Origin of the sequence: Curtobacterium caseinilyticum, assembly GCF_030363035.1 — a bacterium.
Classification (GTDB): Bacteria; Actinomycetota; Actinomycetes; order Actinomycetales; family Microbacteriaceae; genus Curtobacterium; species Curtobacterium caseinilyticum.
In genome coordinates this window covers 190448-215497 of the sequence record NZ_JAUCMN010000004.1, presented here as the reverse complement: position 1 = coordinate 215497, position 25050 = coordinate 190448, and the positions used below count along the sequence as shown (strand labels likewise).

The window sequence follows — 25050 nt, the reverse complement described above, 5'->3', positions numbered from 1 at the left end:
GACCTGTGGAGATCGGGCGCGGCACCGGACGCTGTGCAGGACGCAACGGGAGGCGCGTGACGGGCCCGGACCGCGCCTCCCGTCCGTCAGACGGTCACCGAGGCGGGCGCGGGCAGCGCGCCCAGGCCGCGGCGCAGGTCCGCAGCCGTGGCCGCGAGGCACACGCGCACCCACCCCTCGCCGGAGCGACCGAAGGCGCTGCCGGGGGCCACCGCGACGTGCTCACGCTGCAGGAACGCGAGCGCCCACGCGGCGACGTCGCCCTGCGTGGCATGCGACACGTCCACCCACAGGTAGAAGGCGCCCCGCGGGTCGAGGTACCCGATGCCGGCGGCGTCGAGGACCTCCTTGGCCACCGCGAGGTTCGCGCGGTAGTGCTCGCGGGCGTCCTGCACGGCCTGGTGGTCGCCGACGATCGCCGCGAGGGCCGCCCACTGGTCGGGTTCGGCGACGCAGCTGATCATCGCCTCCTGGGTGGTGCGCATGGTCGGCCCGAGGCCCTTCGGGGTGACGAGGTAGCCGACGCGCACGCCCGTCATGGCGTAGGTCTTGCTCAGCGAGAAGGCGGTGAAGACGCGGTCGTCCTCGTCGAGCGCGGCGATGCTGACGTGCCGGGTCCCGTGGGTGAAGTACTCGTAGACCTCGTCGCTGATCACCCAGAGGTCGTGCCGCTTCGCGAGTGCCAGGAGCGCACGGAGGGTCTCCTCGCCGAAGACCGAGCCGAGCGGGTTCGACGGCGAGTTCACCACGATCGCGCGGGTGTGCTCGGTCACGCTCGCCTCGAGCGCCTCGAGGTCGGGCTCGAAGTCGTGCTGCGGCTCGAGCCGGTACGGCACCGGGGTCGCGCCGATGATGTGCGCGTTCATCGTGAACGTCGTGTACCCGGGATCCGGCACCAGGACCTCGTCGCCCGGGCCCAGCACGAGGGTCATCGCCTGGAACAGCGCCTGCGTGGCGCCGATCGTGACCCAGACCTGTTCGAGGTCCGCGTCGATGCGGTTCTCGCGGAGCAGCTTGTCCCGGATCGCGGCGCGGAGCGGGGCGATGCCGCCGTTCGGCGTGTAGTCGGTGCGGTCCTCGCTCCACGCGCGGCGCGCGGCCTCGCCGATGTGCGGTGCGACGGGGACGTCCGGCTCGCCGATCACGAGCATCGCGACGTCGGTGCCCTCGGCCTGCAGCAGTGCGGCCTGCTCGTACACGCGGCGGATGCCGGAGGCGGGGACGGTGTCGATCCGTGGCGCGAGGGAGGGCATGGCGTCACGGTAGCCGTTCCGTGTTGCAGCACGGTTTCCGGCACCCCGACGACGGACACGGCCCGGCGCGTTGGTGCTTTGGTGGTCGCGGGTCCTGCTGGTATCGTTGGTGGCTGGCTTCCGCGTTCCCCGCCCACGGGTGGAACGCGATGCGACCGAGGGCCCCTCTACCCAGACGTCGCGACCACCCGTAGAGACGATCAAGGAGCAACACGCATGGCGAACATCAAGTCGCAGATGAAGCGCATCAAGACCAACCTCAAGGCCCAGGAGCGCAACAAGGCCTACCGCTCGGAGCTCAAGACGGTCATCCGTCGCACGAACGAGGCCGTCGCCTCCGGCGACAAGGACAAGGCCACCACGGCACTCGCCCTCGCGTCGAAGAAGCTCGACAAGGCCGTGAGCAAGGGTGTCATCCACAAGAACCAGGCGGCGAACCGCAAGTCGGCTATCGCCAAGAAGGTCTCCGCGCTCTGAGCCGCTGACCGCCGCACGAGAGCCCCGCACCGTTGGTGCGGGGCTCTCGTCGTTGCGGGGCTCTCGTCGTTGCGGGGCTCTCGTCGTTGCGGAGAGCGGCCGGCGTGGGCGCGGGGGGCGGCGGTCGTGGTCGGTCCGGGATCGAACCGAGGATCCGACACCGAACCAGGGCCGCCTGCTGGTTCGACGTCGGATCCGTGGTCCGACGTGGCGGTCGGCGCGACGGCGCGGCCCTGAGGCGCTGGTCGGGTGCGCCGTCGTGGTCGCGTCGGCGACGGCACGGCCGGGAGGCGCGGGTCGCGTTCGCAGCCGCCGTCGCGTCGGCGACGGCGCGGCCGGGAGGCGCGGGTCGCGTTCGCGGCCGCCGTCGCGTCGGCGACGGCGCGGCCGTGCGGCGTACGCCGCCGCAGCGGCCGTGCGGCGCGACCCCCTCAGCGGTCCTCGCCGCGTCGGGCGATGGTCCGCACCATCACCTCGAGCGCGTAGTGCGCGTCGCGCGATCCGCCCTTCACCGCGGTGTCCGCCGCGGCGATGCTCGTGATCGCGTTCGCCAACCCGGCCTCGCTCCAGCCAGCGACGTCGCGCTGGGCCCGCTGCACCTGCCACGGCGCCATGCCGAGCGCCGACGCCGCCTGCCCGCTCGGGCCGCGGAAGGCACTCACCTTCGCCATCGTGCGGATCTTGCTCGCGAACGCCGCGACGATCGGCACCGGGGCCTCCCCCGTGGCCAGGGCGTGGCGCAGCTCGACGATCGCCGGCGCCGACCGGCCCGCGAGCGCGATGTCGGCCACCTTGAACGCGTTCGTCTCGACGCGACCGCCGTAGTACTTGTCGACGACGCGGTCGGTGATCTCCTCGGCCTCGTCCGCCAGGAGCTGCCGGCACGCGGCGGCGAGCTCGGCCAGGTCGTCGGAGAACGCGGTGACGAGCGTCCGGACGGCCGAGGGCGCGATCCTCCGCCGGGCCGCGCGGAACTCGGCGTTCACGAAGTCCGCCTTGTCGGTGTCGCGCTTCAGCTCGTCGCACTGCACCTCGACGCCGCCGCCGACCCCGCTGCGGATCGTGTCGAGGAGCTTCTTGCCACGCATCCCCCCGCCGTGTCGCAGCACGAGCGTGACGTCGTCCGCCGGAGCCTGCAGGTACGCGATCGTCTCGGTGATGAACGCGTCCGTGCACTTCTCGACGTTGGTGACCCGCACCAGTCGCGGTTCCCCGAAGAGCGACGGGCTCGCGAGCGTCGCCAGGAGACCGGGGGCGTACTGGTCCGCCTCGAGGTCGTGCACCTCGAGCGCGGGGTCCTCGCCGACGAGCAGGTCACGGAGGACGCTGCTCGCGCGTTCGGCCAGGAACTGCTCGGGACCGGTGACGAGCACGACGGGCGCAGGACGGACGCCGGACCACGGAACCTGCTCGATCTTCGCGGCGGCGCGCGTGGGCTTCTTGGCGGGCATGCGTTCCTTCCGTCGGCGCCGGGTCGTGCGGGTACGGGTCGTGCGGGTCCGGACCTGCGACGATCCTACGGGCCGCCCCCGACCACGCTGACGCGCGCCCGGCCGACGAGCGCGCTGCCGCCGGTCGCGCCGCCGAACACGCTGCCGTCGGCGCCGGCGCCGGCGCCGGCGCCGGCGCTCCCGCACCCGCTGCCGCCGGTCGCGCCGCCGAACACGCTGCCGCCGGCGCCGGCGCTGCCGCACCCGCTGCTGCCGGCTCGTCCGTCGGCAGCTCGTCGCTCGGCGGGACGGCCCGGTCCGTCCGCTCGGTCCAGACGCGCAGCGCTCCCCCGTCCGCCCGCGAGACGGCGATCGTGCCCTGCCGGTCCGTCCGGAACGCGGCGGTCCCCGCCGCCCGCAGCATCTCGAGTGCAGAGCGTGTGGGGTGCCCGTACGTGTTGTCGGCACCGACGCCGATCAGCCCGATCGGTGCCGCGAGCTGGCGGTAGAGCTCCGGGTCCTGGTCCGCAGAACCGTGGTGCGCGACCTTCACCACGTCCGGGTGTCCCACGAGGCGCGGGCGGAGCCGACGCTGCGCTCCTTCCCCGAGGTCACCGAGGAAGACCCCGGACACGCAGGTCGTGCACGACGGTCCGGGGACGGTCTCCAGCACGACGCTCGCATCGTTCCCCGACCCCGTCGCACCGGCGATCGGCCACGCGACCCGCCACCGCATCGCTCCGAGCGTGCCGGCGGTGCCGTCGTCCGCGGTGCGCACCGTGACGCCGGCCCGGTCGAGGCTCTGGACCACCCGTTCGTCCTTGGGTCTGCCGACGGGGCCGACGAGCGCCTGCGCCGTGCGGTCGACGATCGACGCGACCGCCCCGACGTGGTCGCGGTCGAAGTGGGTGAGCACGAGCAGGTCGATGTGCTCCACCCCGAGCAGCTCGAGGCAGCGCGCGAGTAGTTCCTCGTCGTCCCCGGTGTCGACGAGGGCGACCGGACCGGAGCCGTCCCGCACCAGGACCGCGTCTCCCTGACCGACGTCGCACGCCGCCACCGACCAGTCCGCGGGCACGCTGCTCCGCACGACCAGCCGCGGGACGGCGACCGTGCCGAGCCCGAGGACGAGCACGGCACCGGACACCACGAGGAGCCGGGCGCGAGCGGGTCCGGGAGCCAGGACCGCCGTCGCCACCGCCGCGCTGACGACCGCCGCCGCCGTCGCGCCCGAGCCGCCGGCCGGCCAGTCGAGCGTCGCGGCCGGCAGCGCGGCTGCGCCGTGGGCGACTGCGCCGATCACGGCGGCCGGTGCCCACGCCACGTGCGCGACCAGCGCCGCACCCCAGGGCCAGACCGGAGCGAGGACACACGCGGCGAGCCCGACGACGGTCACGGCGGGTGCGAGCGGTTCGGCGAGCAGGTTCGCGGGTACCGCGTAGGTCGGCAGGGTCGGGGCCAGGAGCACCGTCACCGGCCAGCACGCGAGCTGCGCGGCGACGGGGACGGCCACCGCCACGGCGACCGGCCGCCAGAGCCGTCGGCCGAGGACCTCGGTGAGCCGCGGCGCGAGCACGAGGATGCCCGAGGTGGCGAGGACCGAGAGCGCGAACGCGGGAGCCCGGGCGTACCAGGGGTCGACGACGAGCATCCCGAGCACGGTGAGCGCGAGGAGGGGCACGCCCCGCAACGGTCGCCCGGACGACCGCACCACGAGGACCACGACCGCCATCACCGCCGCGCGCACGATCGACGGGTCGGGGCGCACCAGGACGACGAACGCGACGACGAGGCCGACCGCGGCGACCGCGCGCGGCAGCCGTGGCAGACCGATGCCCCTGCCGACGGCGACGACCAGCGCGACGACGATCGCACAGTTCGAGCCGGACACCGCCGTCAGGTGCGTCAGCGCAGTGGTCTCCATCGCGGTCTCGGTCGCCGGGTCGAGTCCGCTGCGGTCGCCGATCGCCAGTCCGCGCAGCAGCGCACCGCCCGGCTCGGGCAGGTCGGCCGTGACGGCGACGAACGCCCGGCGGACGCCGTCCGTCGCAGCGAGCGGACCCCTCGGCGGCGCGGTCGTGGGAGTCCCGCGGAGGAACACCACCGCGGCCGTGGGCGAGCCGTCCGCGTCCGGTTCGACGGTCGCCCGACCGGTGAGGACCGAGCCGGCTGCCGCACGCAGCCCGGCGGCGGGCACCACGCGCACCGGTACCCGGAGCCGGTCGTGCCCGTCGACCCGCCGCAGGGTGCCCGTGGTCGAGCGGTCCCCGTCGCCGAGGTCCCGGGACAGCGACACCACCACCGTCACCGTCCTGCCGGACCGCTCCAGGAGCACGGACGGCGCACGGACCGGCGCTCCGACGCCGACGGCGACGCCGACGAGGGCGCAGCACGCCGCCGCGACGGCGAGGAACCCCAGCCCGGTCGACACCCCTGGCGCCGGCCGGACACCGACCACGAGCAGGAGGACCACGACGGCTCCCACGACGGCCGCGGCACCGACGCACCACCACGCAGCCCGGGGCGCCCCGACGAGCACGGCGGCCACGACCCACCCGACGGCGACCGGGACGGCGAGGCGCAGGTCGTCGGCACCCGGGTCCCGGTCCAGGACGCCCCTCACACCCGCACCCGGTCACGGAGCTCGGCCATCCGTGCCTCCCCGATGCCGCTGACCTCGAGCAGGTCGTCCACCGACGTGAACCCGCCGTGCTCCTCGCGCCACGACAGGATCCGACCCGCGAGCGCCGGCCCGATGCCGGGCAGGGTCTCGAGCGTCGTCTGGTCCGCGGTGTTGAGGTCCACCACGGCGTCGACCCCTGCGGGGCCGGACGTCCCACCCGGCGCCGCACCGCCGGCACCGCCGCTGCCCCCCACCGCGACGTCCGGGCCCAGCACCTCGGGCACCTCCGTCTCACCGACCCGGGGCACGTACAGCCGTTCTCCGTCGACCACGGGCCGGGCGAGGTTGAGCCGGGCGAGGTCCGCGTCGGCCGCTGCTCCCCCGACGCGCTCCAGGACGACCTCGACCCGCGTGCCCGCCGGCACGTCGACGACACCGGCGTGCGCCACGGCCCCGAGCACGTACACCGCGACCGCACCGTCCGACGAGGCGGCGGACGCCGACGCGCCGGGTGACGCGGACGCGGGCGCGCCGCGGTCCACCGCACCGGTGCCCGCCGTCCCGGCCGAGGGCCGCGACGACGCCACACTGGTCGACGGCCCGCTCGTCACCGTCACCTCGCCCGACGACCGCGCCCCGAGCGTGCTCACCCCGACGACCACGAGCGCCACCGCGACGACCGCCGCCGCGAGCACGACCGCGGCCCGCGGCGTCAGCGACCACCGCACCCATCGGGAACCGCCCCCGACCGAGGATGCTGGACCCGAGGTCGAGGTCGAGGTCGAGGTCGAGGTCGAGGTCGAGGAAGCATGAGCCGCGAACGGTGGACCGGACGGATCGACGGAGGACATGTCCGGCACGCTAGGAGGGGTCCGCACACCAGGACGGCCCGGCGTCCCCTCCTGTGGAGGAGCCCGCCGGGCCGGTCAGCTGGGGAGGACTGTGATCAGCCCTTGATCGCGATGTTCACGAGCTTCGGGGCACGGACGATCACCTTCACGATCTCGCGGTCCCCGATGTACCGCTGCACGTTCGCCGACGAGCGCGCGAGCTGCTCGAGCTCGTCCGCCTCGATCGATTTCGACACCTCGAACGAGTCGCGGACCTTGCCGTTGACCTGCACGACCGCGGTCAGCGTGTCCTGCACGAGGAGCGTCGGGTCGGCCTTCCGCCAGCCGTACGTGGCGACGGTGGCCTCGTAGCCCAGCTTCTCCCACATCTCCTCGCCCGTGTACGGCGCGAAGACGCTCAACCCGAGCGCGACGGTCTCGACGGCCTCGCGCACGGCAGGGTCGCCGGCACCGGGCCCGTTGTCGATCGCCTTGCGGGTCACGTTCACCAGGTCCATGAGGCGCGCGATCACGACGTTGAACTTGAACGCCTCCATCAGGCCCGGGGCGTCGGCGAGGAACCGGTGCGTGACCTGACGGAGCGCCCGGTCACCGTCGGCCCAGACGGCGTCCTTCGCGCTGGTCACGTCGAGCGCCAGACGGTAGGCCCGTGCGAGGAAGCGCGCGGACGCCGAGGGCGACACGTCCTCCCAGTTGATGTCGTCCTCCGGCGGACCGGCGAAGCCCATCACCAGGCGGATGGCGTCGACACCGTTCGCGTCGAGCTCGTCGCCGAGCGACACGCCACCCTTCGACTTCGACATCTTCGACCCGCCGGAGAGCACCATGCCCTGGTTGAGCAGCGCCGAGAACGGCTCCGTGAAGTCGAGGTAGCCGAGGTCGAACAGGACCTTCGTGACGAAGCGGGCGTAGAGCAGGTGCAGGATCGCGTGCTCGATGCCGCCGATGTACTGGTCGACGGGCGCCCACTTGCGCGCGATCGCCGGGTCGAACGCCTGCGTGTCGTCCTGGGCGGACAGGAAGCGGAGGAAGTACCACGACGAGTCGACGAAGGTGTCCATCGTGTCGGTGTCGCGCGTCGCCGGGGTGCCGTCGACGGGGTTCGGCACGTTCACCCAGTCGGTCGCACCGCCGAGGGGCGAGGTGCCCTTCGGCTTGAGGTCGAGCCCCTCGGTCGACGGCAGCGTGATCGGGAGCTGGTCCTCCGGCACCGGGTGCTCGGTGCCGTCGGCGCCGTGGATGATCGGGATCGGCGTGCCCCAGAAGCGCTGGCGCGAGATGAGCCAGTCGCGCAGACGGTAGGTCTTCGCAGCGCGACCGGTGCCGCGCTCCTCGAGCAGGGAGATCGCCGCGGTGATGGCGTGCTGCTTCGACATCCCGTCGAGCGGGCCGGAGTTGATCATCCGCCCCTGCCCGGTCAGCGCTTCGCCCGTCGAGACCGGGTCGAGGGCGGGGAGGTCCTCGAGCGTCGCACCCTCGGGGATGACCGGGATGGCCCCGGTCACGGGCTGGTTCGTGTCGACGACGACCTTCACCGGCAGGTCGAACGCCCGGGCGAAGTCGAGGTCGCGCTGGTCGTGCGCGGGCACGGCCATCACGGCGCCGTGGCCGTAGTCGGCGAGCACGTAGTCGGCGGCCCAGATCGGCAGGCGCTCCCCCGTCAGCGGGTGGATCGCGGAACGACCGAGTGGCACACCGGTCTTCGGACGGTCGGCGTTCTGCCGGTCGATCTCGGAGGTCTTCTGGGTCGCCGTCAGGTACTCGTCGAACGCGCGACGCACCGCGTCGTCAGCAGAGGAGACCAGCGACGCGGCCAGGTCCGAGTCCGGCGCCACCACGAGGAACGTCACCCCGTGGATCGTGTCCGGCCGGGTCGTGAACACCGTGACGGGCTCGTCGCGGCCCTCGATGACGAAGTCGACGTCGGCACCGACCGAGCGGCCGATCCAGTTCCGCTGCTGCGCGATGACCTTCGCTGGCCACCGTCCCTCGAGCTGGTTGAGGTCGTCGAGCAGCCGGTCGGCGTACTTCGTGATCGCGAAGTACCACTGGGTCAGCTTCTTCTTGACGACGACGGCGCCGGAACGGTCGGAGGTGCCGTCGGGCAGCACCTGCTCGTTGGCCAGCACGGTCTGGTCCACCGGGTCCCAGTTGACCCAGCTGTCCTTGCGGTACGCCAGGCCCTTCTCGTACATCTTGAGGAACAGCCACTGGTTCCACTTGTAGTACTCGGGGTCGGAGGTGTGGATCTCGGTCGTCCAGTCGAAGGACGGCGCGTACCGCTTGAACGACGCCTTCTGCTGCTCGATGTTCGCGTAGGTCCACTCGCGCGGGTCGACCCCGCGCTTGATCGCCGCGTTCTCGGCCGGCAGACCGAAGGAGTCCCATCCGATCGGGTGCAGGACGTTGAAGCCCTGCTGCCGCCAGTAGCGCGCCACGAAGTCGCCGAGCGCCCAGTTCTCGGCGTGCCCCATGTGCAGGTCGCCGGACGGGTACGGGAACATCTCGAGGATGTACTTGCGCGGCCGGCTGTCGTCGAGGTCGGTCGTGAAGAGCCCGAGCTCCTCCCAGCGGGGCTGCCACTTCTCCTGGAGGCGGCGGAAGTCGTACGCGTCCGGGTCGACGGCTGCGGTCTCGTCGGAGTGCTCGGTGGAGTGCTCGGTGGTCACGATCACCAAGGGTACAAGGCCTGGAGGCCCGGCCCGGCCCCGTCGGGGCACCGCCCGTCCCGCAGGTGGTCACGCCGCGACGAGCCGCCCGTCACGCATGCGCAGGGTGCGGTCGACCAGGTCCGCCGGAACCGGGACGTGCGACACGACCAGGACCGTGCGTCCGGCCTGCCGCGCCGTTCCGACGAGGTCGCGGAGCACGGCGTCGCCGAGGTCTGGGTCCACGTCCGCGGTGGGCTCGTCGAGCACGAGCACCGGGAACGCGTGCAGCAGGGCCCTGGCGAGGGCGAGTCGGTGCGCCTGTCCGCCGGAGACGAGCCCGCCGCGCTCCCCGACCGGGGCGTCGAGCCCGCCACGGCGGCGCAGCCACCCGCCGAGGCCGACCCGCTCGAGCACCTCGGTCAGGTCGTCGTCGGTGGCGTCGTCACGCGCGAAGAGCAGGTTCTGCCGGACGGTCTGGTCGAAGACGAACGGGTCCTGCTCGATCAGCCCGACCCTGGCGCGGACGGCGTCCGGGTGCATCGACCGCGCCTCGACCCCGTCGAGCGTGTAGGAGCCCTCGTGGTCGACGAAGCGCACCAGGGCGTCGACGAGCGTCGACTTGCCGGCACCGCTCGGACCCTCGAGCACGACGACCTCGCCGGGGAACAGGTCGAGGGACACCCGGTCGACGGCAGGCGCCGCCGCTCCGGGCCACCGCACCGTCAGGTCGCGGAGCGACAGGGCGACGGGGCCCTCGACCACCAGGTCGTGCGGGTCGGCGGGTCCGTCGGGCTCGGGCACGATGCCGGCCGGTACGACCGCCGGCACGACCTGCTCGACACGGTCCGCGGCGGCACGGACGCGGCGCAGCGTGAGGACGGCGAGCGGGACGGCGCCGACCACCTCGAACAGCGCGAGCGGCACGAAGACGGCGAGCGCCCAGAGCGGGCCGTCGAGCGCACCGGACACCACCGCGGGTGCCCCGACCGCGAGGGTGCCGACGACCGCGCCCCCACCGACCAGGCCGACGAGCGCGCCCACGAGCGACTCGACGGCGGCCCGACGACGGACGGCCCGCGTCACGCGGGCGTCGAGCGTTGCGATCGTGGCGAGCCGGTCCGGCAGCGTGCCGTAGGCGGTGAAGACGTCGAGCGTGCGCACGGTGTCGAGCACGAGGTCGGCGACGCGGCCCCGCTCCGCGGCGGTCTCGCGGTCGGAACGTCGTGCGACGGCCGACGTGGCGACGGTGCCGACCAGGGCGGCGACGGCGAGCGCGACGACCAGCACGACCGCCGCGGGCCACCACACCAGGGCGACGGCGACGACGGAGAGCACGGCGACGACCCCGGCGGACACCAGCGGACCGACCACACGGATCGGCAGGTCCTGCAGCCGGTCCGTGTCGGTCACGAGCCGGGTGAGCAGGTCCCCGCGTCCGGTCGCGCCCAGGCCGACCGGAGCCACGGACGCGAGCCGTCGGTACATCTCGGTCCGCACCACGGCGAGTTGCCGGAAGGACGCGTCGTGCCCGGCGAGCCGGTCGACGTACCGCAGCGCCGCCCGGCCGAGGGCGAACGCGCGCACCCCGACCATCACGAGGGTCAGGTAGAGGATCGGCGGCTGCTCGGCCGCGCGGGTGATCAGGTAGCCGCTCGCGGCGAGGAGCGCCACGGCGCAGACCGCGCTCAGCGTGCCGGCGGCGACCGCCTTCGCCCAGCCTGCGCCGTGCGGCAGGGCGAGCCGGAGGACGGAGGTGGGACGGGCCTCCCGGCTCATGTCCGCACCCCCTGCCGGTCGGTCACCGTCACCGCGCCGGTCGGCAGCACGTCGACCCGCAGGTCGGCGGCGGCGAGCACCGCGGGTCGGTGGCTCGCGACGAGGACGACGGCACCGTCGTCGGCGAGCGCGCGCACGGCGCGCACGACCGTCTGCTCCGCCTCGGCGTCGAGCGCCGACGTCGGCTCGTCGAGCAGCACGAGCGGGGTCCGAGCGCGTCGTGCGCGGTACAGGGCGCGGGCGACCGCGACGCGCTGCGCCTGCCCGCCGGACAGGCCGGACCCGCCCGACCCGACCGGGAGGCCCGGATCCACTCCCAGCCCCGCCTCGCCCAGGGCGCGGCGCACGTCCCGCTCGTCGGGTCGCGCGTGCAGGGCCACGTTCTCCGCGACCGTGCCGCGCACCAGCCGCGGCCGCTGGTCGGACCACGTGGTGCGCTCGGCGCGGCTCGCGCCGGCCGGGCCGGGCACCGTGACGGCGCCCTCGTGCGGCAGCACCCCGCGGATCGCGGCGACGAGGCTCGACTTGCCGGAACCGCTGGGACCGGCGAGCGCGACCACCGTGCCCGGTGTCGCGCGGAGGTCGACCGGGCCGATGACGACGTCGGGGCGTCGCACGGTCAGCCCGGCGAGCACGAGCTCCGTCGCCGCCGGTCCCCCGTGGTCGTCGACGGCAGCGTCGGCCGTCGGAGCGGGAGCGCGGTCGTCGAGCACGTCGAGCACCGCGCCGGAGGCCTCGACGCCGTCCTGGGCTGCGTGGAAGTCGGCGCCGACCTGGCGGATCGGCGCGAAGGCCTCCGGGGCGAGGACGAGCACGAACATCGCCGCGCCGAGTCCGAGCGAGCCGTCGACGAGCCGGACACCGATGGACACGGCGACCAGGGCGACGGACAGGCTCGCTGCGAGCTCGAGGGCGAAGCCGCTCACGAACGACAGGCGGAGGACGCCGATCGTGCCGCGGCGGTACTCGTCGGTGATCGTCCCGATCCGTCCGACCTGGCGGCGGGCGCGGCCGAAGACCTTGAGGGTCGCGAGGCCCTCGACCGCCTCGGTGAACGCGGTGCCGAGGCGTGCGAGCGCGTCCGACTGCCGCCGCTGCAGGGCCTGCGTCGCGAGGCCGATGAGCACCATGAACACCGGGATGACCGGCATCGCGACCACGATGACCACCGCGCTCGTGAGGTCGCCGAGTCCGATGGCGACGAGGAGCACCGGCGTGGCGACGGCCGTGAGCGCGAGCTGCGGCACGTACCGGCCGAAGTAGGCGTCGAGCGCGTCGAGACCGGGGCCGAGCGTCGTGGCGAAGCCCGAGGTGGACCGCTCGGCGAGCCAGGACGGACCCCGCTCGGCTGCCCGGGCGAGGACCGTCGCCCGGAGCTCGCTCTTCACCGTCGCCCCCGCCCGCGCGGCGAGGTCGTCCGTGGCCCAGGCGGCGACCGCACGGACCACGAACGCCCCCGCCAGGAGCGTGAGCGTCGGCGTGAGGGCCGACGGCACGCGCCCCTCGCGCGCCGCGTCCACCCCGAGGGTGACCGCGGTGGCGATGCCCCAGGCGATGCCGATCGTCGCGAGCGTGCGGACCAGGCCCGTCGCCGCGGACGCCAGGACGGATCCCCTGGCGGTGCGGGACAGCCGGAGCAGGCGCGGATCGAGTGGCTTCACCGTCGGCCGCCTAGTGCGCGGCCTGCGTGATGTGCGCCCGCGAGACGCGTTTGCGGAAGACCCAGTACGTCCAGGCCTGGTAGGCCAGCACGAGCGGCACGAAGATCAGCGCCACCCAGCTCATCACGGTCAGGGTGTACGCCCCGCTCGAGGCGTTGTACACGTTCAGACTGTTCGCCGGGTCGTTCGACGCGGGCATGACGTCGGGGAAGATCGCCGTGAACATCGCCAGCACGACGGCCGCGATGGTCACGGCCATGAGCGTGAAGGCCCGGCCCTCCTTGCCCCAGGCGTTGCAGAGCACCGCGAGGACCAGCGCGAGCGCGGCGACCACCGACAGCACCAGGCTCGCCGGCGTCGCCCGGACGAACGCCATCGCCACCAGGAACGCGGCACCGACGACGATCGTCAGCACGCCGGCCCGGGTCGCCAGGCGCTTGGCCCGCTGGCGGATCTCGCCCTCGGTCTTCAGCGCGACGAACACGACGCCGTGCGTGAAGAAGACGAGGAGCGTCGCCAGCCCGGTCAGCAGCGCGAACGGGTTGAGCAGGTCGAACAGGGTGCCCGTGAAGTTGTGCCCGGCGTCCATCGGGATGCCCCGGACGACGTTGCCGAACACGACGCCCCACAGGAACGACGGCACGGCGCTGCCGACGATGATCATCAGGTCGAACCGACGCTTCCACTCCAGGTGCTTCTCCTGGTGCCGGTACTCGAACGACACCCCGCGGGCGATGAGCGCCGCCAGGATGAGCAGCAGCGCCAGGTAGAAGCCGGAGAACATCGTGGCGTACCACTCGGGGAACGCGGCGAAGAGGCAGGCGCCGGCGACGATGACCCAGGTCTCGTTGAGGTCCCAGACCGGGCCGATCGTGTTGATGAGGACACGGCGGTCGGTGTCGTCCTTGCCGAGGAACGGCAGGGACATGCCGACGCCGAAGTCGAACCCGTCGAGCACGAAGTACCCGACGAAGAACAGTCCGACGATCGCGAACCAGAGAACGGGCAGGTCCATCTCAGTACACCGTCACTTCGTGCTTGACCTCGCCGGACGCCTCGTCGACCTCCGCCGGAGCGGCGGGGCCCTCCTGGGCGACCTTCTTGATGAGCTTGAACTCGACGACCGCGAGCGCGCCGTAGATGAGCGTGAACACGACCAGGGAGATGAGGACCTCGAGCCCCGTGACGTTCGGCGAGACGCCGTCCGCCGTCCGGAGCAGGCCGAAGACCAGCCACGGCTGGCGGCCCATCTCGGTGAAGACCCAGCCCATGATCATCGCGGCCATCGGCAGCGGGACCGACCAGGTGGCGACGCGCCAGACCCAGCGCTGCGTCGGGAACCGACCCCCGCGCGTCAGCCAGAGGCCGACGAGCGAGACGAGCACCGCGCCGACGCCCAGGGCGATCATCCAGCGGAACGACCAGTAGGTGACCCAGATGATCGGCTTGTAGTCGCCCGGTCCGTACACCTGCGCGTACTGCGCCTGCAGGTCGTTGATGCCCTCGACCGTCCCGGTGAACGTGTGCGTCGACAGGAACGACAGCAGGTACGGGATGCGGATCGAGAACAGCTCGTGCACGCCGTCCGGGGTCCCCAGCGTGAAGATCGAGAACGACGCGTCCTTGCCCGTCGAGGTGTTGTAGAGCGCCTCGGCCGCGGCCATCTTCATCGGCTGCGTGTCGACCATGGTCAGGCCGAGCTGGTCGCCGGACAGCACCGTGAGCGCACCCGACGCGAGCATCGTCCACATGCCGAACTTGAGCGCCGGCATCATCGTCTCGAGGTTCTGGTTCCGTGCCAGGTGGTACGCGGCGACCGCGACGATCACCGAAGCGGCGACCATGAACGCGCCGAACAGCGTGTGCGGGAAGGCGGCCAGGGCGACCTTGTTCGTCAGGACGGCCCAGATGTCCGTGAGCTCCGCGCGACCCTTGGTCTCGTTGATCGCGAAGCCGACCGGGTGCTGCATGAAGGCGTTCGCCGCCAGGATGAAGTACGCCGACAGCATCGTGCCGACGCTCACGCACCAGATGCTCGCCAGGTGCACGGCCTTCGGCAGACGGTCCCACCCGAAGATCCAGATCCCGATGAAGGCTGCCTCGAAGAAGAAGGCGAGGATGCCCTCGAGCGCGAGCGGCGCACCGAAGACGTCACCGACGAACCGCGAGTAGTCCGACCAGTTCATGCCGAACTGGAACTCCTGCACGATGCCGGTCACGACGCCCATCGCGAAGTTGATCAGGAAGATCCGGCCGAAGAACCGGGTGAGCTGCAGGTAGTGCGCCCGACCGGTCCGCACCCACGCCGTCTGGAACACGGCGACGACGACGGCCATGCCGATCGTCAGCGGGACGAAGAGGAAGTGGTAGATGGTCGTGAGACCGAACTGCCACCGCGACAGGATGAGCGGATCGAGGATGTCGTTCATGCGGCGTGTCCGAGCCGGGTCGCCGCGCGCTGTTCGAGCACGTCAGTTGCTTCCTACGGGAGGTGGGACTGGTTCTGTGTCACCCCATCGGGACACCTCCACGCTACCGGCCGGACACCTGCTTCGACAAGTTGTAGAGCCCCGGTGTGCACGAACGTGCACGGCCAGTGAACGGCACAACCGTGCGGAACAGCGGTGCTCCGGGCCGACCCGGACGAACGACGACAGGTGCCGGGCAGAAGCCCGACACCTGTCGTTCAGTACGCCTGTGCGCTGCTGCGCTGGAGGCCTACAGCAGGCCCTCGTCCTGCAGGAACTGCTTCGCGATCTCCGACGCCTTCTCCTTGTCGGTGACGCTCTTCGTGTTGAGCTCGATGAGCTTCTCGGTGGTGAGCTTCTCGTTCACCTCGTCGATGGCGTCCGCGGCCTTCTCGTCCACCTTGTCCGACACCACCGGGATGACGTTCTGCGGGAGGATGAGGTTCTCCGGGTCCTCCAGCGAGACGAAGTCGTTCGCCTTGATGCTCGGGTCCGCGGTGTAGATGTCGGCGAGCTGGACGGTGCCGTCCTTCAGCGCCTTGACCGTGAGCGCTCCGCCGGAGTCCTCGACGGCCTTGAAGTCGACGTCGACGCCGTAGACCGACTTCAGCCCGTCCGGTCCGTAGGGACGCGTCTGGAACTCGGAGTTCGCGCCGACGGTCAGCTTCTCCTTCACGTTCTTCAGGTCCGCCAGGCTGGTGACGTCGTTCTCCTCGGAGAACTCCTTCGTCACGGTGTAGCTGTCCTGGTCGGTGGCGTCGGCCTCGTCGAGCACGCGGAGGCCCTTCGGGAGCGCCTTCTCGAGGGCGTCGTCGATCTCGTCCGCCGTCTTCGCCTTCGACGACTTGTCGAAGTACTGGAGCAGGTTGCCGCTGTACTCGGGCAGGACGTCGATCGCGCCCTTCTCGAGCTGCGGGATGTAGACCTCGCGCTGGCCGATGTTGAAGTTGCGCTCGACCGTGAAGCCGTCCTTCTCGAGCACCTGGGCGTACAGCTCGGCGATGATCTCGTTCGAGTAGTACTGCTGCGAGCCGATGACGATGGTCCTCGAGTCGGACGAGGCGCTCGAGCCGCTGCTGAGCGGGTCGCCCGACGAGCAGCCGGTCAGGGCTGCTGCGACGCCGAGTGCCGTTGCGGCGGCGAGGGCGACGCGGATCCGTGCTGTGGTCACGATGGGTTTCCTTCCGGGATGGGATTGCGGGCTCGCTCGCGCGATCCCTGGCGCTGCCGCGCGGACGGGTCGGCGGTGCCCTTCGGCACCGCGGCCCGCTGCAGCGCGGCGAACACGATCTCGAACGCGATCGCGAGGGCGATCACGAGGACGGACGCGCCGAGCATCTCGGCGTAGTCCTGGGTCTTGAGGCCGAGGAAGAAGTAGCCGCCCAGCCCACCGGCGCCGACGTAGGCGGCCAGGGTGGCGGTCGCGACGACCTGGAGCACGGCCGAACGGACGCCACCGATCAGGAGCGGCAGCCCGAGCGGGATCTCGACCTTCCACAGGACCTGCCAGCCGGTCATGCCCTGCGCCTTCGCGGCGTCGATCGTCACCGGGTCGACGGACTCGATGCCCGCGTACGCACCGGCGAGCACCGAGGGGACGGCCAGGACCACGAGCGCCAGCAGCGGCGCCTCGAGTCCGATGCCGAGCAGCAGACCGAAGAGCGACAGCACACCGAGCGTCGGCAGGGCGCGGATGCCGCCGGACAGGGCGATCGACAGACCCCGTGCCCGGCCGGTGTGTCCGATCGCGTACCCGATGGGGACCGCGATCACCGACGCGATCGCCACGGCGAGCACGGTGATCCAGACGTGCTCCCACAGCCGTCCGGGGATCGCGTTCACGCCGGTGTAGTTGGCCGGGTCGAACACCCAGCCGAACGCCTGACCGATGATCACGAGGCGACCTCCGCTCGCTGCAGGACCCGGCGCGCGGCGCGGCGGCTCCGGGGTGCCCGACGGGTCCACGGCATGACCAGCCGTCCGAGCAGCACGAGCAGGCCGTCGAGCACGAAGGCGAGCACGAGCACCATGACGATGCCGGAGAGGATCTCCTCGTAGATGCCGCGCGCGAGTCCGTCGGTGAACAACGAGCCGAGGCTCTGGATGCCGAGCACGGCCCCGACGGTCGTGAGCGAGATCGTCGAGACCGCGACGACCCGCAGGCCGGCGAGCAGCACGGGGCCGGCGAGCGGGAGCTCGACGCGGAAGAAGCGCTGCACGCCCGAGTAGCCCATCGCGGTGGACGCTGCCTTCGTGCCGGCGTCGACCGAGGACAGGCCGTCCACCGTCGAACGGACCATGAGCGCCAGGCCGTAGACCGTCAGGCTGATGATCACGTTGACCGGGCTCTGCAGGCTCGTGCCGATGATGCTCGGCAGGGCGACGAACAGCGCCAGCGACGGGATCGCGTAGAGCAGGCCCGCGAAGGTCACGATGCCGCTGCCGAGACCGGCGGCGAACCGCGACCCACCCGGTCGCTGCAGGCGGACCACCACCCACCCGATCGGGATGGAGAGCAGGAAGCTGATGATGATCGGTGGGATCGCGATCGCGAGGTGCGCGATCGTGGCGTCACTGATCGTGTCGAGGTTCGACAGGATCCAGTTCACCGCGGTCCCCCACCCTGCGCCGGAGCACCCGGGGCGGTGTCACGCGCCCCGGCCTCGGTCACCTGCGGCACCGCGGCTGCGGCGTCCACCACCTGCACGGGGCCGGTGAGCACACCGGCCGCCCGACCGTCCCCGTCGACGACGATCGGCCCGGTCGGGGTCTGCTCGACCCGCAGGGCACGACGTCCGCGCCCGGCACCGATGAAGTTCGCGACGAAGTCGTCGGCCGGCTCCGCCAGGATCTCGGCGGGCGTGCCGAGTTGGGCGATCTCGCCGCCCTTCTTGAGGATGACGACCTGGTCGCCGAGCTTGAAGGCCTCGTCGATGTCGTGCGTGACGAAGACGACGGTCTTGCCGAGCTCGCGCTGCAGGCGGATGAGCTCGTCCTGCAGGTCGTTGCGCACGAGGGGGTCGACCGCCCCGAAGGGCTCGTCCATGAGGAGCACGTTGGGGTCCACCGCGAGACCGCGGGCAACGCCGACGCGCTGCTGCTGGCCGCCGGAGAGCTGCGAGGGGTACCGGTCCGCGAACGCCCGGTCGAGCCCGACCGTGTCCATGAGCTCGAGTGCCCGCGCGCGGGCCTCGCCCTTCGACACCCCGGTCAGGAGCGGCACCGTCGCGATGTTGTCGGCGACCTTGCGGTGCGGCAGGAGCCCCGCGTTCTGCATCACGTACCCGATGCGTCGACGCAGCTGCACGGGGTCGACGCCGGCGACGTCCTCGCCGTCGATCTCCACGGCGCCCGACGAGGGGTCGACCATCCGGTTGATCATGCGGAGCAGGGTCGTCTTGCCGCAGCCACTGGAACCGACGAAGACCGTGGTGGTCCGCGACGGGATGACGAGGCTGAAGTCGTCGACCGCGTTGGTGCCGTCCGGGTACGTCTTGCGCACCGAGCGGAACTCGATCATGTGGGTGCCCTTCTGTCCGGAGGTAGCCCGACTCCGAGTGAGCGTACCCGCGCCTTCGGGACATCGTCCGGCTGTGACCGCTCGTGACGGATCGCGGACAACCGCGCGTGACGTCGACCACGAGCGCGACGCCCGTGCTCCGTCGTTCAGAGTACGGGCGTCGTGCGGTTCGTCCCGGGCGCGTCCCGGGTGCGTCCCGGCGACGGCAGTCGTGTCGGCCGACCGCGGATCCAGCGGGCAGCGGAGCCGGCAGGCCCCGCGTCAGGAGGCAGCGACGACCGCTTCGAGGTGGGCGCGGCTCATCGCGCGGTACTCCTCGATCAGTGCGGTCTCGGGCGCCGATCGGTCACGCAGGGCACGGGCGATCACCGCGTGGGCGGACTCGGCGAGCACGACCCACGCACGCTCGGCACGCTCCCCCAGCGGGAAGTCGAAGCGGTCGTGCAGCACCTGTGCGACGGCCGCTCCCAGTGCGGCCATGCGGTCCTCGGCGTCCCCGGTCCCGGTGTCGGCCGGGTCGCCGAACCGGATCGCGCGGAAGCCCGGCTCGGTCCGGTACATCTCGACGGTCGCGTCGATCAGCGCGTCGTGGGCGTCCTGCCAGGTCGCTGCGTCGCTCTCGTCGAGTGCGGTCAGGAAGCGTTCGGCCAGTCGCTGCGTGCTCCGGATCGCCAGGGCCTCGACCACGGCGATGCGGTCCGGGAAGTACCGGTACACCGTGCCGATGGACGCGCCGGCGCGCTCGGCCACCATGGCGGTGGTCAGGCGCTCGAAGCCGATCTCGTCGATGACCGCGGCCGCGGCGTCGAGGAGTCCCGCGAGGCGCGCCGAACTGCGGGCTTGGACCGGCTCGTTCCTGAGCAGTGATGATCCCCCCGGCAGTGCGTTCGAAACCTCGGTGACGAGCACGTGTTCTCCTCTTGCGCTCCTGGTGGAGCGCGGTCATGTGGAATGTGACGGGAGCAACTCTCGCAGAGACCGGCTGGAACGTCCCTGCGACTCACCTGATCCGCGGGCAACGCTGACCGTCTTCCGGAGCCGTCGCGTGGAAGGATGGGCCCATGCCCGACCCGACTCCCCACGAGCTGTCGCTGGCCGAGCCGATCCTCCACCGTGCCGCCCGCATCGAGGACGCCGTGCAGGAGTTCCGGGAGCACCGGGCCCGGCGCCGCGGGCTCGTCCCGACCGTGATCCCCTACACGGGCTACGGCGCACCGGGCTGGATCCGCGTGCTGTGCCGCGTCCTGCTCACCCGACGCGGCCTGGCGTCCGACGCCTCGTACTACGGCGTGCGCGGCTGGCGGAGCTTCACGAGCGTCGCGGTCGACGACGCCGAGGTCACCGTGACCGCGGGCGGGACCACGCACGTGGTGCAGTCCGACCGCGGTGGCGTGGTCGACGCGAAGGTCCCGATCGACCTCGAACCGGGGTGGCAGACCGTGCGCCTTTCGGCCGGTGGGATGCGCGACGTCGAGGCCGACGTCTTCATCGTCGATCCGTCGACACGCTTCGGTCTGCTCTCCGACATCGACGACACGGTGATGGTGACCTCGCTCCCCCGCCCGATGCTCGCAGCGTGGAACTCGTTCGTCCTGACCGAGCACGCCCGGCGTCCGGTCCCCGGGATGTCCGTGCTCTACGAACGCATCCTGGCCCAGCACCCGGGTGCACCGACGGTCTACCTGTCGACCGGCGCGTGGAACGTCGCGCCGACCCTGCAGCGCTTCCTGACGCGCAACATGTACCCGTCCGGCACGCTGCTGCTCACGGACTGGGGCCCCACCCACGACCGGTTCTTCCGGAGCGGACAGCTGCACAAGCAGCAGAACCTGCGTCGGCTCGCGAGCGACTTCCCGGACGTGCAGTGGCTCCTGGTCGGCGACGACGGGCAGCACGACGAGACCCTCTACGGCGAGTTCGCCCGCGAGCACCCGGAGAACGTCGCCGGTGTCGCGATCCGTCAGCTGTCCACGAGCGAGGCGGTCCTCGCCGGCGGCCGCTCGCGAGCCCAGGAGCGCACGCGCGCCGGTTCCGCCCCGTGGGTGTACGCCCCCGACGGTGCCGGCATGTGGTCGGAGCTCTCGCGCGTCGGTCTCGTCGACGCGGACCCGTCCGCGCCGCTCTGACGAGGACGGTCGGGGCGAGCGGCTGAGGGGACCCTCAGCGCTGCCGACCCCTGCCCGCCGCCGCGGTGCCAGGATCGAGCCATGAGCACCGCGACCCCGCCGAACCGCATCGAGGACCACGCCCTCATCGGCGACACCTGCACGGCCGCCCTCGTCGGACGCGACGGCACGATCGACTGGGCGTGCCTGCCCCGCTTCGACAGCCCGTCGACCTTCGCGTCGCTGCTCGGTACCGAGGAGCAGGGCCACTGGTCACTGCGCCCGACCGACCCCGCCGCGACGAGCACCCGGCGCCACCTCCGCGACACGCTGGTCCTGTCGACCGTGTGGACGACGAGCACCGGGGTCGTCGAGGTCACCGACCTCATGCCCGTCGGATCGCACCGCGCCGCGATCATCCGCCGGGTCCGTGGCCTGCAGGGCTCCGTGGAGGTCGAGCAGACGCTGCGGATCCGCTTCGACTACGCCCGGGCGCTCCCGTGGGTCCGCCAGATCGGCGGTGACGACGACCCCGCCCTGCTGGCGACCGCCGGCCCGGGCTCCGTGGTCGTCCGGGGCGTCCGGTTCCGCGCCGACGACCACCGGCACACCGCGACCGTCACGGTGCACGACGGCGACGTCGTCGACACGGTGCTCACCTGGTACCCGTCGCACCGGGAGCCGCCGGAGCCGCTCGACGCCGACGCGGCGCTGCACCGCACGGAGCGCTGGTGGCGCGACTGGATGGCGACGGCGCACACCGAGGGTCCGTACGCCGAGGCGAGTCGACGCTCCCTGCTGCTCCTCCGCGCGATGACCCACGGCGACACCGGCGGCGTCGTGGCGGCCGCGACCACGAGCCTCCCGGAGGACCCCGGCGGGGAACGCAACTGGGACTACCGCTACGTCTGGTTGCGCGATGCGTCCCTGGCGCTCGCGTCGCTCATCGCGCACGGCTACCGCGACGAGGCGACGCACTGGCGCGGGTGGCTGCTCCGCGCGATCGCCGGCGACCCCGCGGACGTGCAGATCATGTACGGCATCGCCGGTGAACGGGAACTGCCCGAGCGGTCGATCGACGAGCTGCCCGGGTACCTCGACTCGGTCCCGGTCCGCGTCGGCAACGGCGCCTCGACGCAGTACCAGGGCGACGTCTTCGGCGAGGTCCTCGCCGCCCTGCACGACGCCCGGGAGCTCGGCGTCGAGGAGAACGCCGACTCGTGGGCGTTGCAGCGCGCCCTGCTCGGGTACGTCGAGGAGCACTGGCGGCAGCCGGACAACGGCATCTGGGAGATGCGCGGCCCACGCCGCCACTTCACGCACTCGCGGGCGATGACCTGGGCGGCGTTCGACCGCGGGGTCGCCGCCGTCGAGGAGTTCGGGCTCGAGGGCCCGGTCGACCGTTGGCGGGCACTCCGCGACGAGGTCCGCGCGGAGATCGAGGAGCACGGCTGGAACGCCGAGCGCGGGAGCTACCGGCAGCACTACGACACCGACGAGGTCGATGCCAGCCTGCTCGTGCTGCCGCAGATCGGGTACCTGCCGGCCGACGACCCGCGGATGACGGGAACGGTCGCTGCGATCGAGCAGGACCTGCGCGTCGGCGACCACGGCCTGGTCCTGCGGTACCGGACGACCGCGGGGTTCGACGGACTCTCCGGCAGCGAGCACCCCTTCCTGGCGTGCTCGTTCTGGCTCGTCGAGCAGTACGCCGCATCGGGCCGTGTCGACGACGCCGAGCGTCTGATGGACGTGCTCGTCGGCTACGCGAACGACGTCGGGATGCTCTCCGAGGAGATCGACGTCGCGACCGGCCACCACATCGGGAACACGCCGCAGGTGCTGTCGCACCTGACGCTCGTGTCGGCCGCCGACGCGATCGCGCGTGCGCGGGGCGAAGCGTCCGGGCACCGCACCCGGCTCGCCGTCCACGACGGGGGCACCCGGTCGTCGACCGGCGCAGGCAGGCGGGCCGGTTCCGCCTCCTGACGTCACGGCCCGGTGTCCGTCCCGGGCGTACCCGGCCGTCCCGGCCTGGTCCGGCGTACCTGGTCGTCCCGCGCACACCGGGCTGTTCCGGGCGTACCTGGTCGTCCGGAACCATCAGGTACGCCCGTTCCCGCTTCGTACGTCACCTGTTCTGGGAAGGAACGTGCGGACGTGCGGACAGACGGACGGGAGGCACGGTGCCAGCTGGCACCGTGCCTCCCGTCCGTCAGGTGGTCCTGTCAGGTGACGGCGTCCGTCAGGACGACGACTCCCAGTCCGCCGGGCCGCGCGAACCGGCGCGGTACTCCTCGAGCGGGACCTCGCCCGACTTCCAGGCGTTCACGACCGGCTCGACGATCTCCCAGCAGCGCTCCGCGACGTCGCCACGGATCGAGAGCAGCGGGTCGTCGTGGAAGATGCCGTTGAGGACCTCGCCGTAGGGGGTGAGCTCGCCGTCGTCGAAGGTCGACGACAGGGTGACCTGCCCCATCTCGAACGGGTTGCCGCCGCCGTTCGCCGAGACGCTCAGCTCGATCTCGTCCGGGTTGAGGACGATGCGGAGCGTGTCCGCCTTCGGGCGACCGGAGAGACCGGAGGGCAGGCGCGTCACGGGCTTGAACGTGATGAGGACCTCCTTGCGGCTCGCGCCGAGCGCCTTGCCGGAACGGAGGGTGAAGGGCACGCCCTTCCAGCGGGCGGTGTCGACCTCGACCTCGATCTCGGCGAGCGTCTCGGTGCCGCGGGTCTTGTCGACGCCGTCCTCGTCCTGGTACGAGGGCAGCTCCTTGCCGTCGATCGTGCCGGCCGTGTAGACCGCGCGGCGCGAGGCGACCTTCGGGTCGTCGCCCTTGAGGCGGGTGGAGCGGAGCGCGCGGGCCAGGGACGAGCGGAACTCGACGGCGTCGATCGCCGCCGGGGCGTCCATCGTCACGAGGCCGAGGATCTGCAGCAGGTGCGACTGGATCATGTCGACCAGGGCGCCGGCCTCGTCGTAGTACTGCGCGCGGTTCTCGAGGCCGAGGGTCTCGTCGTAGAAGACGTCGACCTTCTCGATGTTGTCCGCGTTCCAGATCGGCTCGAACAGCCGGTTGGCGAAGCGCAGACCGATGATGTTGAGCACCGTCGTGCGACCGAGGAAGTGGTCCGTGCGGTGCACACGCTCCTCGGGGACGAGCTCGAGGACGGTCTTGTTGAGGGCCTCGGCGCTGGCGACGTCGGTACCGAAGGGCTTCTCGAACGCCAGGGTCGTGCCCTCGGGGAGTTCGACGCCCTGCAGCGCCTCGCAGATGTCGGAGGCGATCTGCGGCGGCAGGGCGAAGTACAGGATCGGCTCGGCCTCGGCCGCGTCGAGGAGCGCCTTGAGGTGCGCGGGGTCGGTCGGGTCGCCCTGGATGAACGTCGTCGACTCGAGGGTCGCGTCGACCTCCGGGCCCTTCACGTCCTGCGACGCGAAGGACTTGGTCACGACGTCCTTCCACTGCTCGGCGCTGCGGGCGCTGCGTCCCGTACCGATCAGCTGGACGGGGACCGCTCGACCGCTCTGCAGGAACGTTCCGAGCCCCGGGAGCAGCAGGCGGGAGGCGAGGTCGCCCGTCGCGCCGAAGATGATGAGGGTGCGCTTGTCGGTCACCGGAGGTGAGTCCTTTCGCTGTGGTTGCGTGGTCCGCACGGGTCAAGCCGCGCACGGGCCGGTTGATTCCCTGTGTGTCCGGGATACCCGCTCCAGGCCGAGAGTCGGCCCGGTCGGGGTACGGGCCCCGGACACACGTCGGGCGGCACCGGATGTGGTGCCGCCCGAGGTGTCAGGTGGGTCGCGACGAACGGGTCAGTGCCCGAAGTTGCCGCGGTAGTACTCGTAGACCCAGCCCACGAGGGTGACCGTCACGAGCGCGAGCCCGATCGGGACGATCCAGAGGCCGGCCGCGAGACCGAGGAAGCAGATGCCCGTGCTGGCCGCGAGCAGGATGGGCCACCACGACCACGGGCTGAAGTGCCCGAGCTCGGCGTCGCCGTCCTCGATGTTGGCGTCCGGACGGTCCTCGGGCAGCACGCCGCCCTGCGAGGACATGACCTTGCCGAGGTAGAACGCGATGAACGCGGACATGATCCCGGTGAGGCCGATCGCCACGGTGCCGACCCACTCGGGCCGTCCGTAGTAGATGAGGGCCCAGATCGTGTAGGCCGCATCCGCCAGGATGAAGAAGACGAAGAGGATCCAGAACAGGTTGGTGTTGGCGCGCATGGCG

The 25050-nt window shown here is 72.0% G+C and carries 20 protein-coding genes; 4 read left to right on the top strand and 16 right to left on the bottom strand.

All coding sequences use genetic code 11. The annotated features are described in order from the left end of the window. Positions 1-86: 86 nt before the first annotated feature. Positions 87-1253: a pyridoxal phosphate-dependent aminotransferase gene (locus tag QUG93_RS07670; RefSeq protein ID WP_289473336.1), complete on the bottom strand. Its 1167-nt coding sequence runs from the start codon at positions 1251-1253 to the stop codon at positions 87-89. Between the two features lie 216 nt (positions 1254-1469). Here QUG93_RS07670 and rpsT point away from each other — a divergent pair, with 216 nt between their 5' ends. Continuing rightward, positions 1470-1730 carry a 30S ribosomal protein S20 gene (gene rpsT, locus QUG93_RS07665; RefSeq protein ID WP_289473335.1) on the top strand — a complete coding sequence of 87 codons (261 nt, stop codon included), beginning with the start codon at positions 1470-1472 and terminating at the stop codon, positions 1728-1730. A 431-nt stretch (positions 1731-2161) separates the two neighbouring features. On the opposite strand, the gene holA is transcribed toward rpsT, so the two are convergent. Genes holA through QUG93_RS07650 form a run of 3 tightly spaced genes read right to left on the bottom strand, consistent with a single transcriptional unit; the run spans position 2162 to position 6250 of the window. Further along, positions 2162-3145 carry a DNA polymerase III subunit delta gene (gene holA / locus QUG93_RS07660; protein WP_289473458.1) on the bottom strand — a complete coding sequence of 328 codons (984 nt, stop codon included), beginning with the start codon at positions 3143-3145 and terminating at the stop codon, positions 2162-2164. Continuing rightward, positions 3045-5783: a ComEC/Rec2 family competence protein gene (locus tag QUG93_RS07655; RefSeq protein WP_289473334.1), complete on the bottom strand. Its 2739-nt coding sequence runs from the start codon at positions 5781-5783 to the stop codon at positions 3045-3047. Before QUG93_RS07655 ends, holA begins: the two co-directional genes overlap by 101 nt. Then, positions 5780-6250: a ComEA family DNA-binding protein gene (locus QUG93_RS07650; protein ID WP_289473333.1), complete on the bottom strand. Its 471-nt coding sequence runs from the start codon at positions 6248-6250 to the stop codon at positions 5780-5782. The genes QUG93_RS07655 and QUG93_RS07650 overlap by 4 nt, the downstream gene beginning before the upstream one ends. A gap of 82 nt (positions 6251-6332) precedes the next feature. Between QUG93_RS07650 and QUG93_RS07645 the strand changes: the two genes are divergently transcribed. After that, entirely contained in the window at positions 6333-6596 is a 264-nt protein-coding gene (locus QUG93_RS07645) for a hypothetical protein (protein WP_289473332.1), read from the top strand. A gap of 133 nt (positions 6597-6729) precedes the next feature. On the opposite strand, the gene leuS is transcribed toward QUG93_RS07645, so the two are convergent. From leuS to QUG93_RS07595, 10 genes are all read right to left on the bottom strand, one after another. Beyond that, on the bottom strand, positions 6730-9303 hold the full coding sequence (gene leuS, locus QUG93_RS07640) for a leucine--tRNA ligase (protein WP_289473331.1): 2574 nt from the start codon (positions 9301-9303) through the stop codon (positions 6730-6732). A gap of 69 nt (positions 9304-9372) precedes the next feature. Next, positions 9373-11061, bottom strand: a complete 1689-nt coding sequence (cydC, locus tag QUG93_RS07635) for a thiol reductant ABC exporter subunit CydC (protein ID WP_289473330.1) — start codon at positions 11059-11061, stop codon at positions 9373-9375. Further along, positions 11058-12722 carry a thiol reductant ABC exporter subunit CydD gene (gene cydD, locus QUG93_RS07630; RefSeq protein ID WP_289473329.1) on the bottom strand — a complete coding sequence of 555 codons (1665 nt, stop codon included), beginning with the start codon at positions 12720-12722 and terminating at the stop codon, positions 11058-11060. The genes cydC and cydD overlap by 4 nt, the downstream gene beginning before the upstream one ends. Positions 12723-12732: 10 nt before the next feature. Next, the gene (gene cydB / locus QUG93_RS07625) at positions 12733-13737 is read right to left on the bottom strand and encodes a cytochrome d ubiquinol oxidase subunit II (RefSeq protein WP_289473328.1); all 1005 of its coding nucleotides are present in this window, start codon (positions 13735-13737) and stop codon (positions 12733-12735) included. Position 13738: 1 nt separating this feature from the next. Beyond that, a complete protein-coding gene (locus tag QUG93_RS07620) occupies positions 13739-15151 on the bottom strand; it encodes a cytochrome ubiquinol oxidase subunit I (protein ID WP_289473327.1) in 1413 nt (470 codons plus the stop codon). 289 nt (positions 15152-15440) lie between these two features. Then, a complete protein-coding gene (locus tag QUG93_RS07615) occupies positions 15441-16361 on the bottom strand; it encodes an ABC transporter substrate-binding protein (RefSeq protein ID WP_353067761.1) in 921 nt (306 codons plus the stop codon). Beyond that, positions 16358-17086 carry an ABC transporter permease gene (locus tag QUG93_RS07610; RefSeq protein WP_289473326.1) on the bottom strand — a complete coding sequence of 243 codons (729 nt, stop codon included), beginning with the start codon at positions 17084-17086 and terminating at the stop codon, positions 16358-16360. Before QUG93_RS07610 ends, QUG93_RS07615 begins: the two co-directional genes overlap by 4 nt. Further along, on the bottom strand, positions 17083-17799 hold the full coding sequence (locus QUG93_RS07605) for an ABC transporter permease (protein ID WP_289473325.1): 717 nt from the start codon (positions 17797-17799) through the stop codon (positions 17083-17085). Before QUG93_RS07605 ends, QUG93_RS07610 begins: the two co-directional genes overlap by 4 nt. Further along, on the bottom strand, positions 17796-18710 hold the full coding sequence (locus QUG93_RS07600; RefSeq protein WP_289473324.1) for an ABC transporter ATP-binding protein: 915 nt from the start codon (positions 18708-18710) through the stop codon (positions 17796-17798). Before QUG93_RS07600 ends, QUG93_RS07605 begins: the two co-directional genes overlap by 4 nt. A gap of 261 nt (positions 18711-18971) precedes the next feature. Next, the gene (locus tag QUG93_RS07595) at positions 18972-19619 is read right to left on the bottom strand and encodes a TetR/AcrR family transcriptional regulator (RefSeq protein ID WP_289473323.1); all 648 of its coding nucleotides are present in this window, start codon (positions 19617-19619) and stop codon (positions 18972-18974) included. Between the two features lie 152 nt (positions 19620-19771). Here QUG93_RS07595 and QUG93_RS07590 point away from each other — a divergent pair, with 152 nt between their 5' ends. Together QUG93_RS07590 and QUG93_RS07585 are read left to right on the top strand one after the other, a co-directional pair. After that, the gene (locus QUG93_RS07590; RefSeq protein ID WP_289473322.1) at positions 19772-20836 is read left to right on the top strand and encodes an App1 family protein phosphatidate phosphatase; all 1065 of its coding nucleotides are present in this window, start codon (positions 19772-19774) and stop codon (positions 20834-20836) included. 81 nt (positions 20837-20917) lie between these two features. After that, a complete protein-coding gene (locus QUG93_RS07585) occupies positions 20918-22804 on the top strand; it encodes a glycoside hydrolase family 15 protein (protein WP_289473321.1) in 1887 nt (628 codons plus the stop codon). A 256-nt stretch (positions 22805-23060) separates the two neighbouring features. On the opposite strand, the gene QUG93_RS07580 is transcribed toward QUG93_RS07585, so the two are convergent. Beyond that, entirely contained in the window at positions 23061-24434 is a 1374-nt protein-coding gene (locus QUG93_RS07580; RefSeq protein WP_289473320.1) for a glucose-6-phosphate dehydrogenase, read from the bottom strand. 195 nt (positions 24435-24629) lie between these two features. After that, entirely contained in the window at positions 24630-25046 is a 417-nt protein-coding gene (locus QUG93_RS07575) for a cytochrome c oxidase subunit 4 (RefSeq protein WP_289473319.1), read from the bottom strand. Between the last annotated feature and the right edge of the window lie 4 nt (positions 25047-25050).

Bases quoted from the DNA above. Each gene is read 5' to 3' on its own strand.
- QUG93_RS07670 (WP_289473336.1), bottom strand. From the start codon at position 1,253: ATGCCCTCCCTCGCGCCACGGATCGACACCGTCCCCGCCTCCGGCATC.
- rpsT (WP_289473335.1), top strand. From the start codon at position 1,470: ATGGCGAACATCAAGTCGCAGATGAAGCGCATCAAGACCAACCTCAAG.
- cydC (WP_289473330.1), bottom strand. From the start codon at position 11,061: ATGAGCCGGGAGGCCCGTCCCACCTCCGTCCTCCGGCTCGCCCTGCCG.
- cydB (WP_289473328.1), bottom strand. From the start codon at position 13,737: ATGGACCTGCCCGTTCTCTGGTTCGCGATCGTCGGACTGTTCTTCGTC.
- QUG93_RS07620 (WP_289473327.1), bottom strand. From the start codon at position 15,151: ATGAACGACATCCTCGATCCGCTCATCCTGTCGCGGTGGCAGTTCGGT.
- QUG93_RS07600 (WP_289473324.1), bottom strand. From the start codon at position 18,710: ATGATCGAGTTCCGCTCGGTGCGCAAGACGTACCCGGACGGCACCAAC.
- QUG93_RS07590 (WP_289473322.1), top strand. From the start codon at position 19,772: ATGCCCGACCCGACTCCCCACGAGCTGTCGCTGGCCGAGCCGATCCTC.
- QUG93_RS07585 (WP_289473321.1), top strand. From the start codon at position 20,918: ATGAGCACCGCGACCCCGCCGAACCGCATCGAGGACCACGCCCTCATC.
- QUG93_RS07575 (WP_289473319.1), bottom strand. From the start codon at position 25,046: ATGCGCGCCAACACCAACCTGTTCTGGATCCTCTTCGTCTTCTTCATC.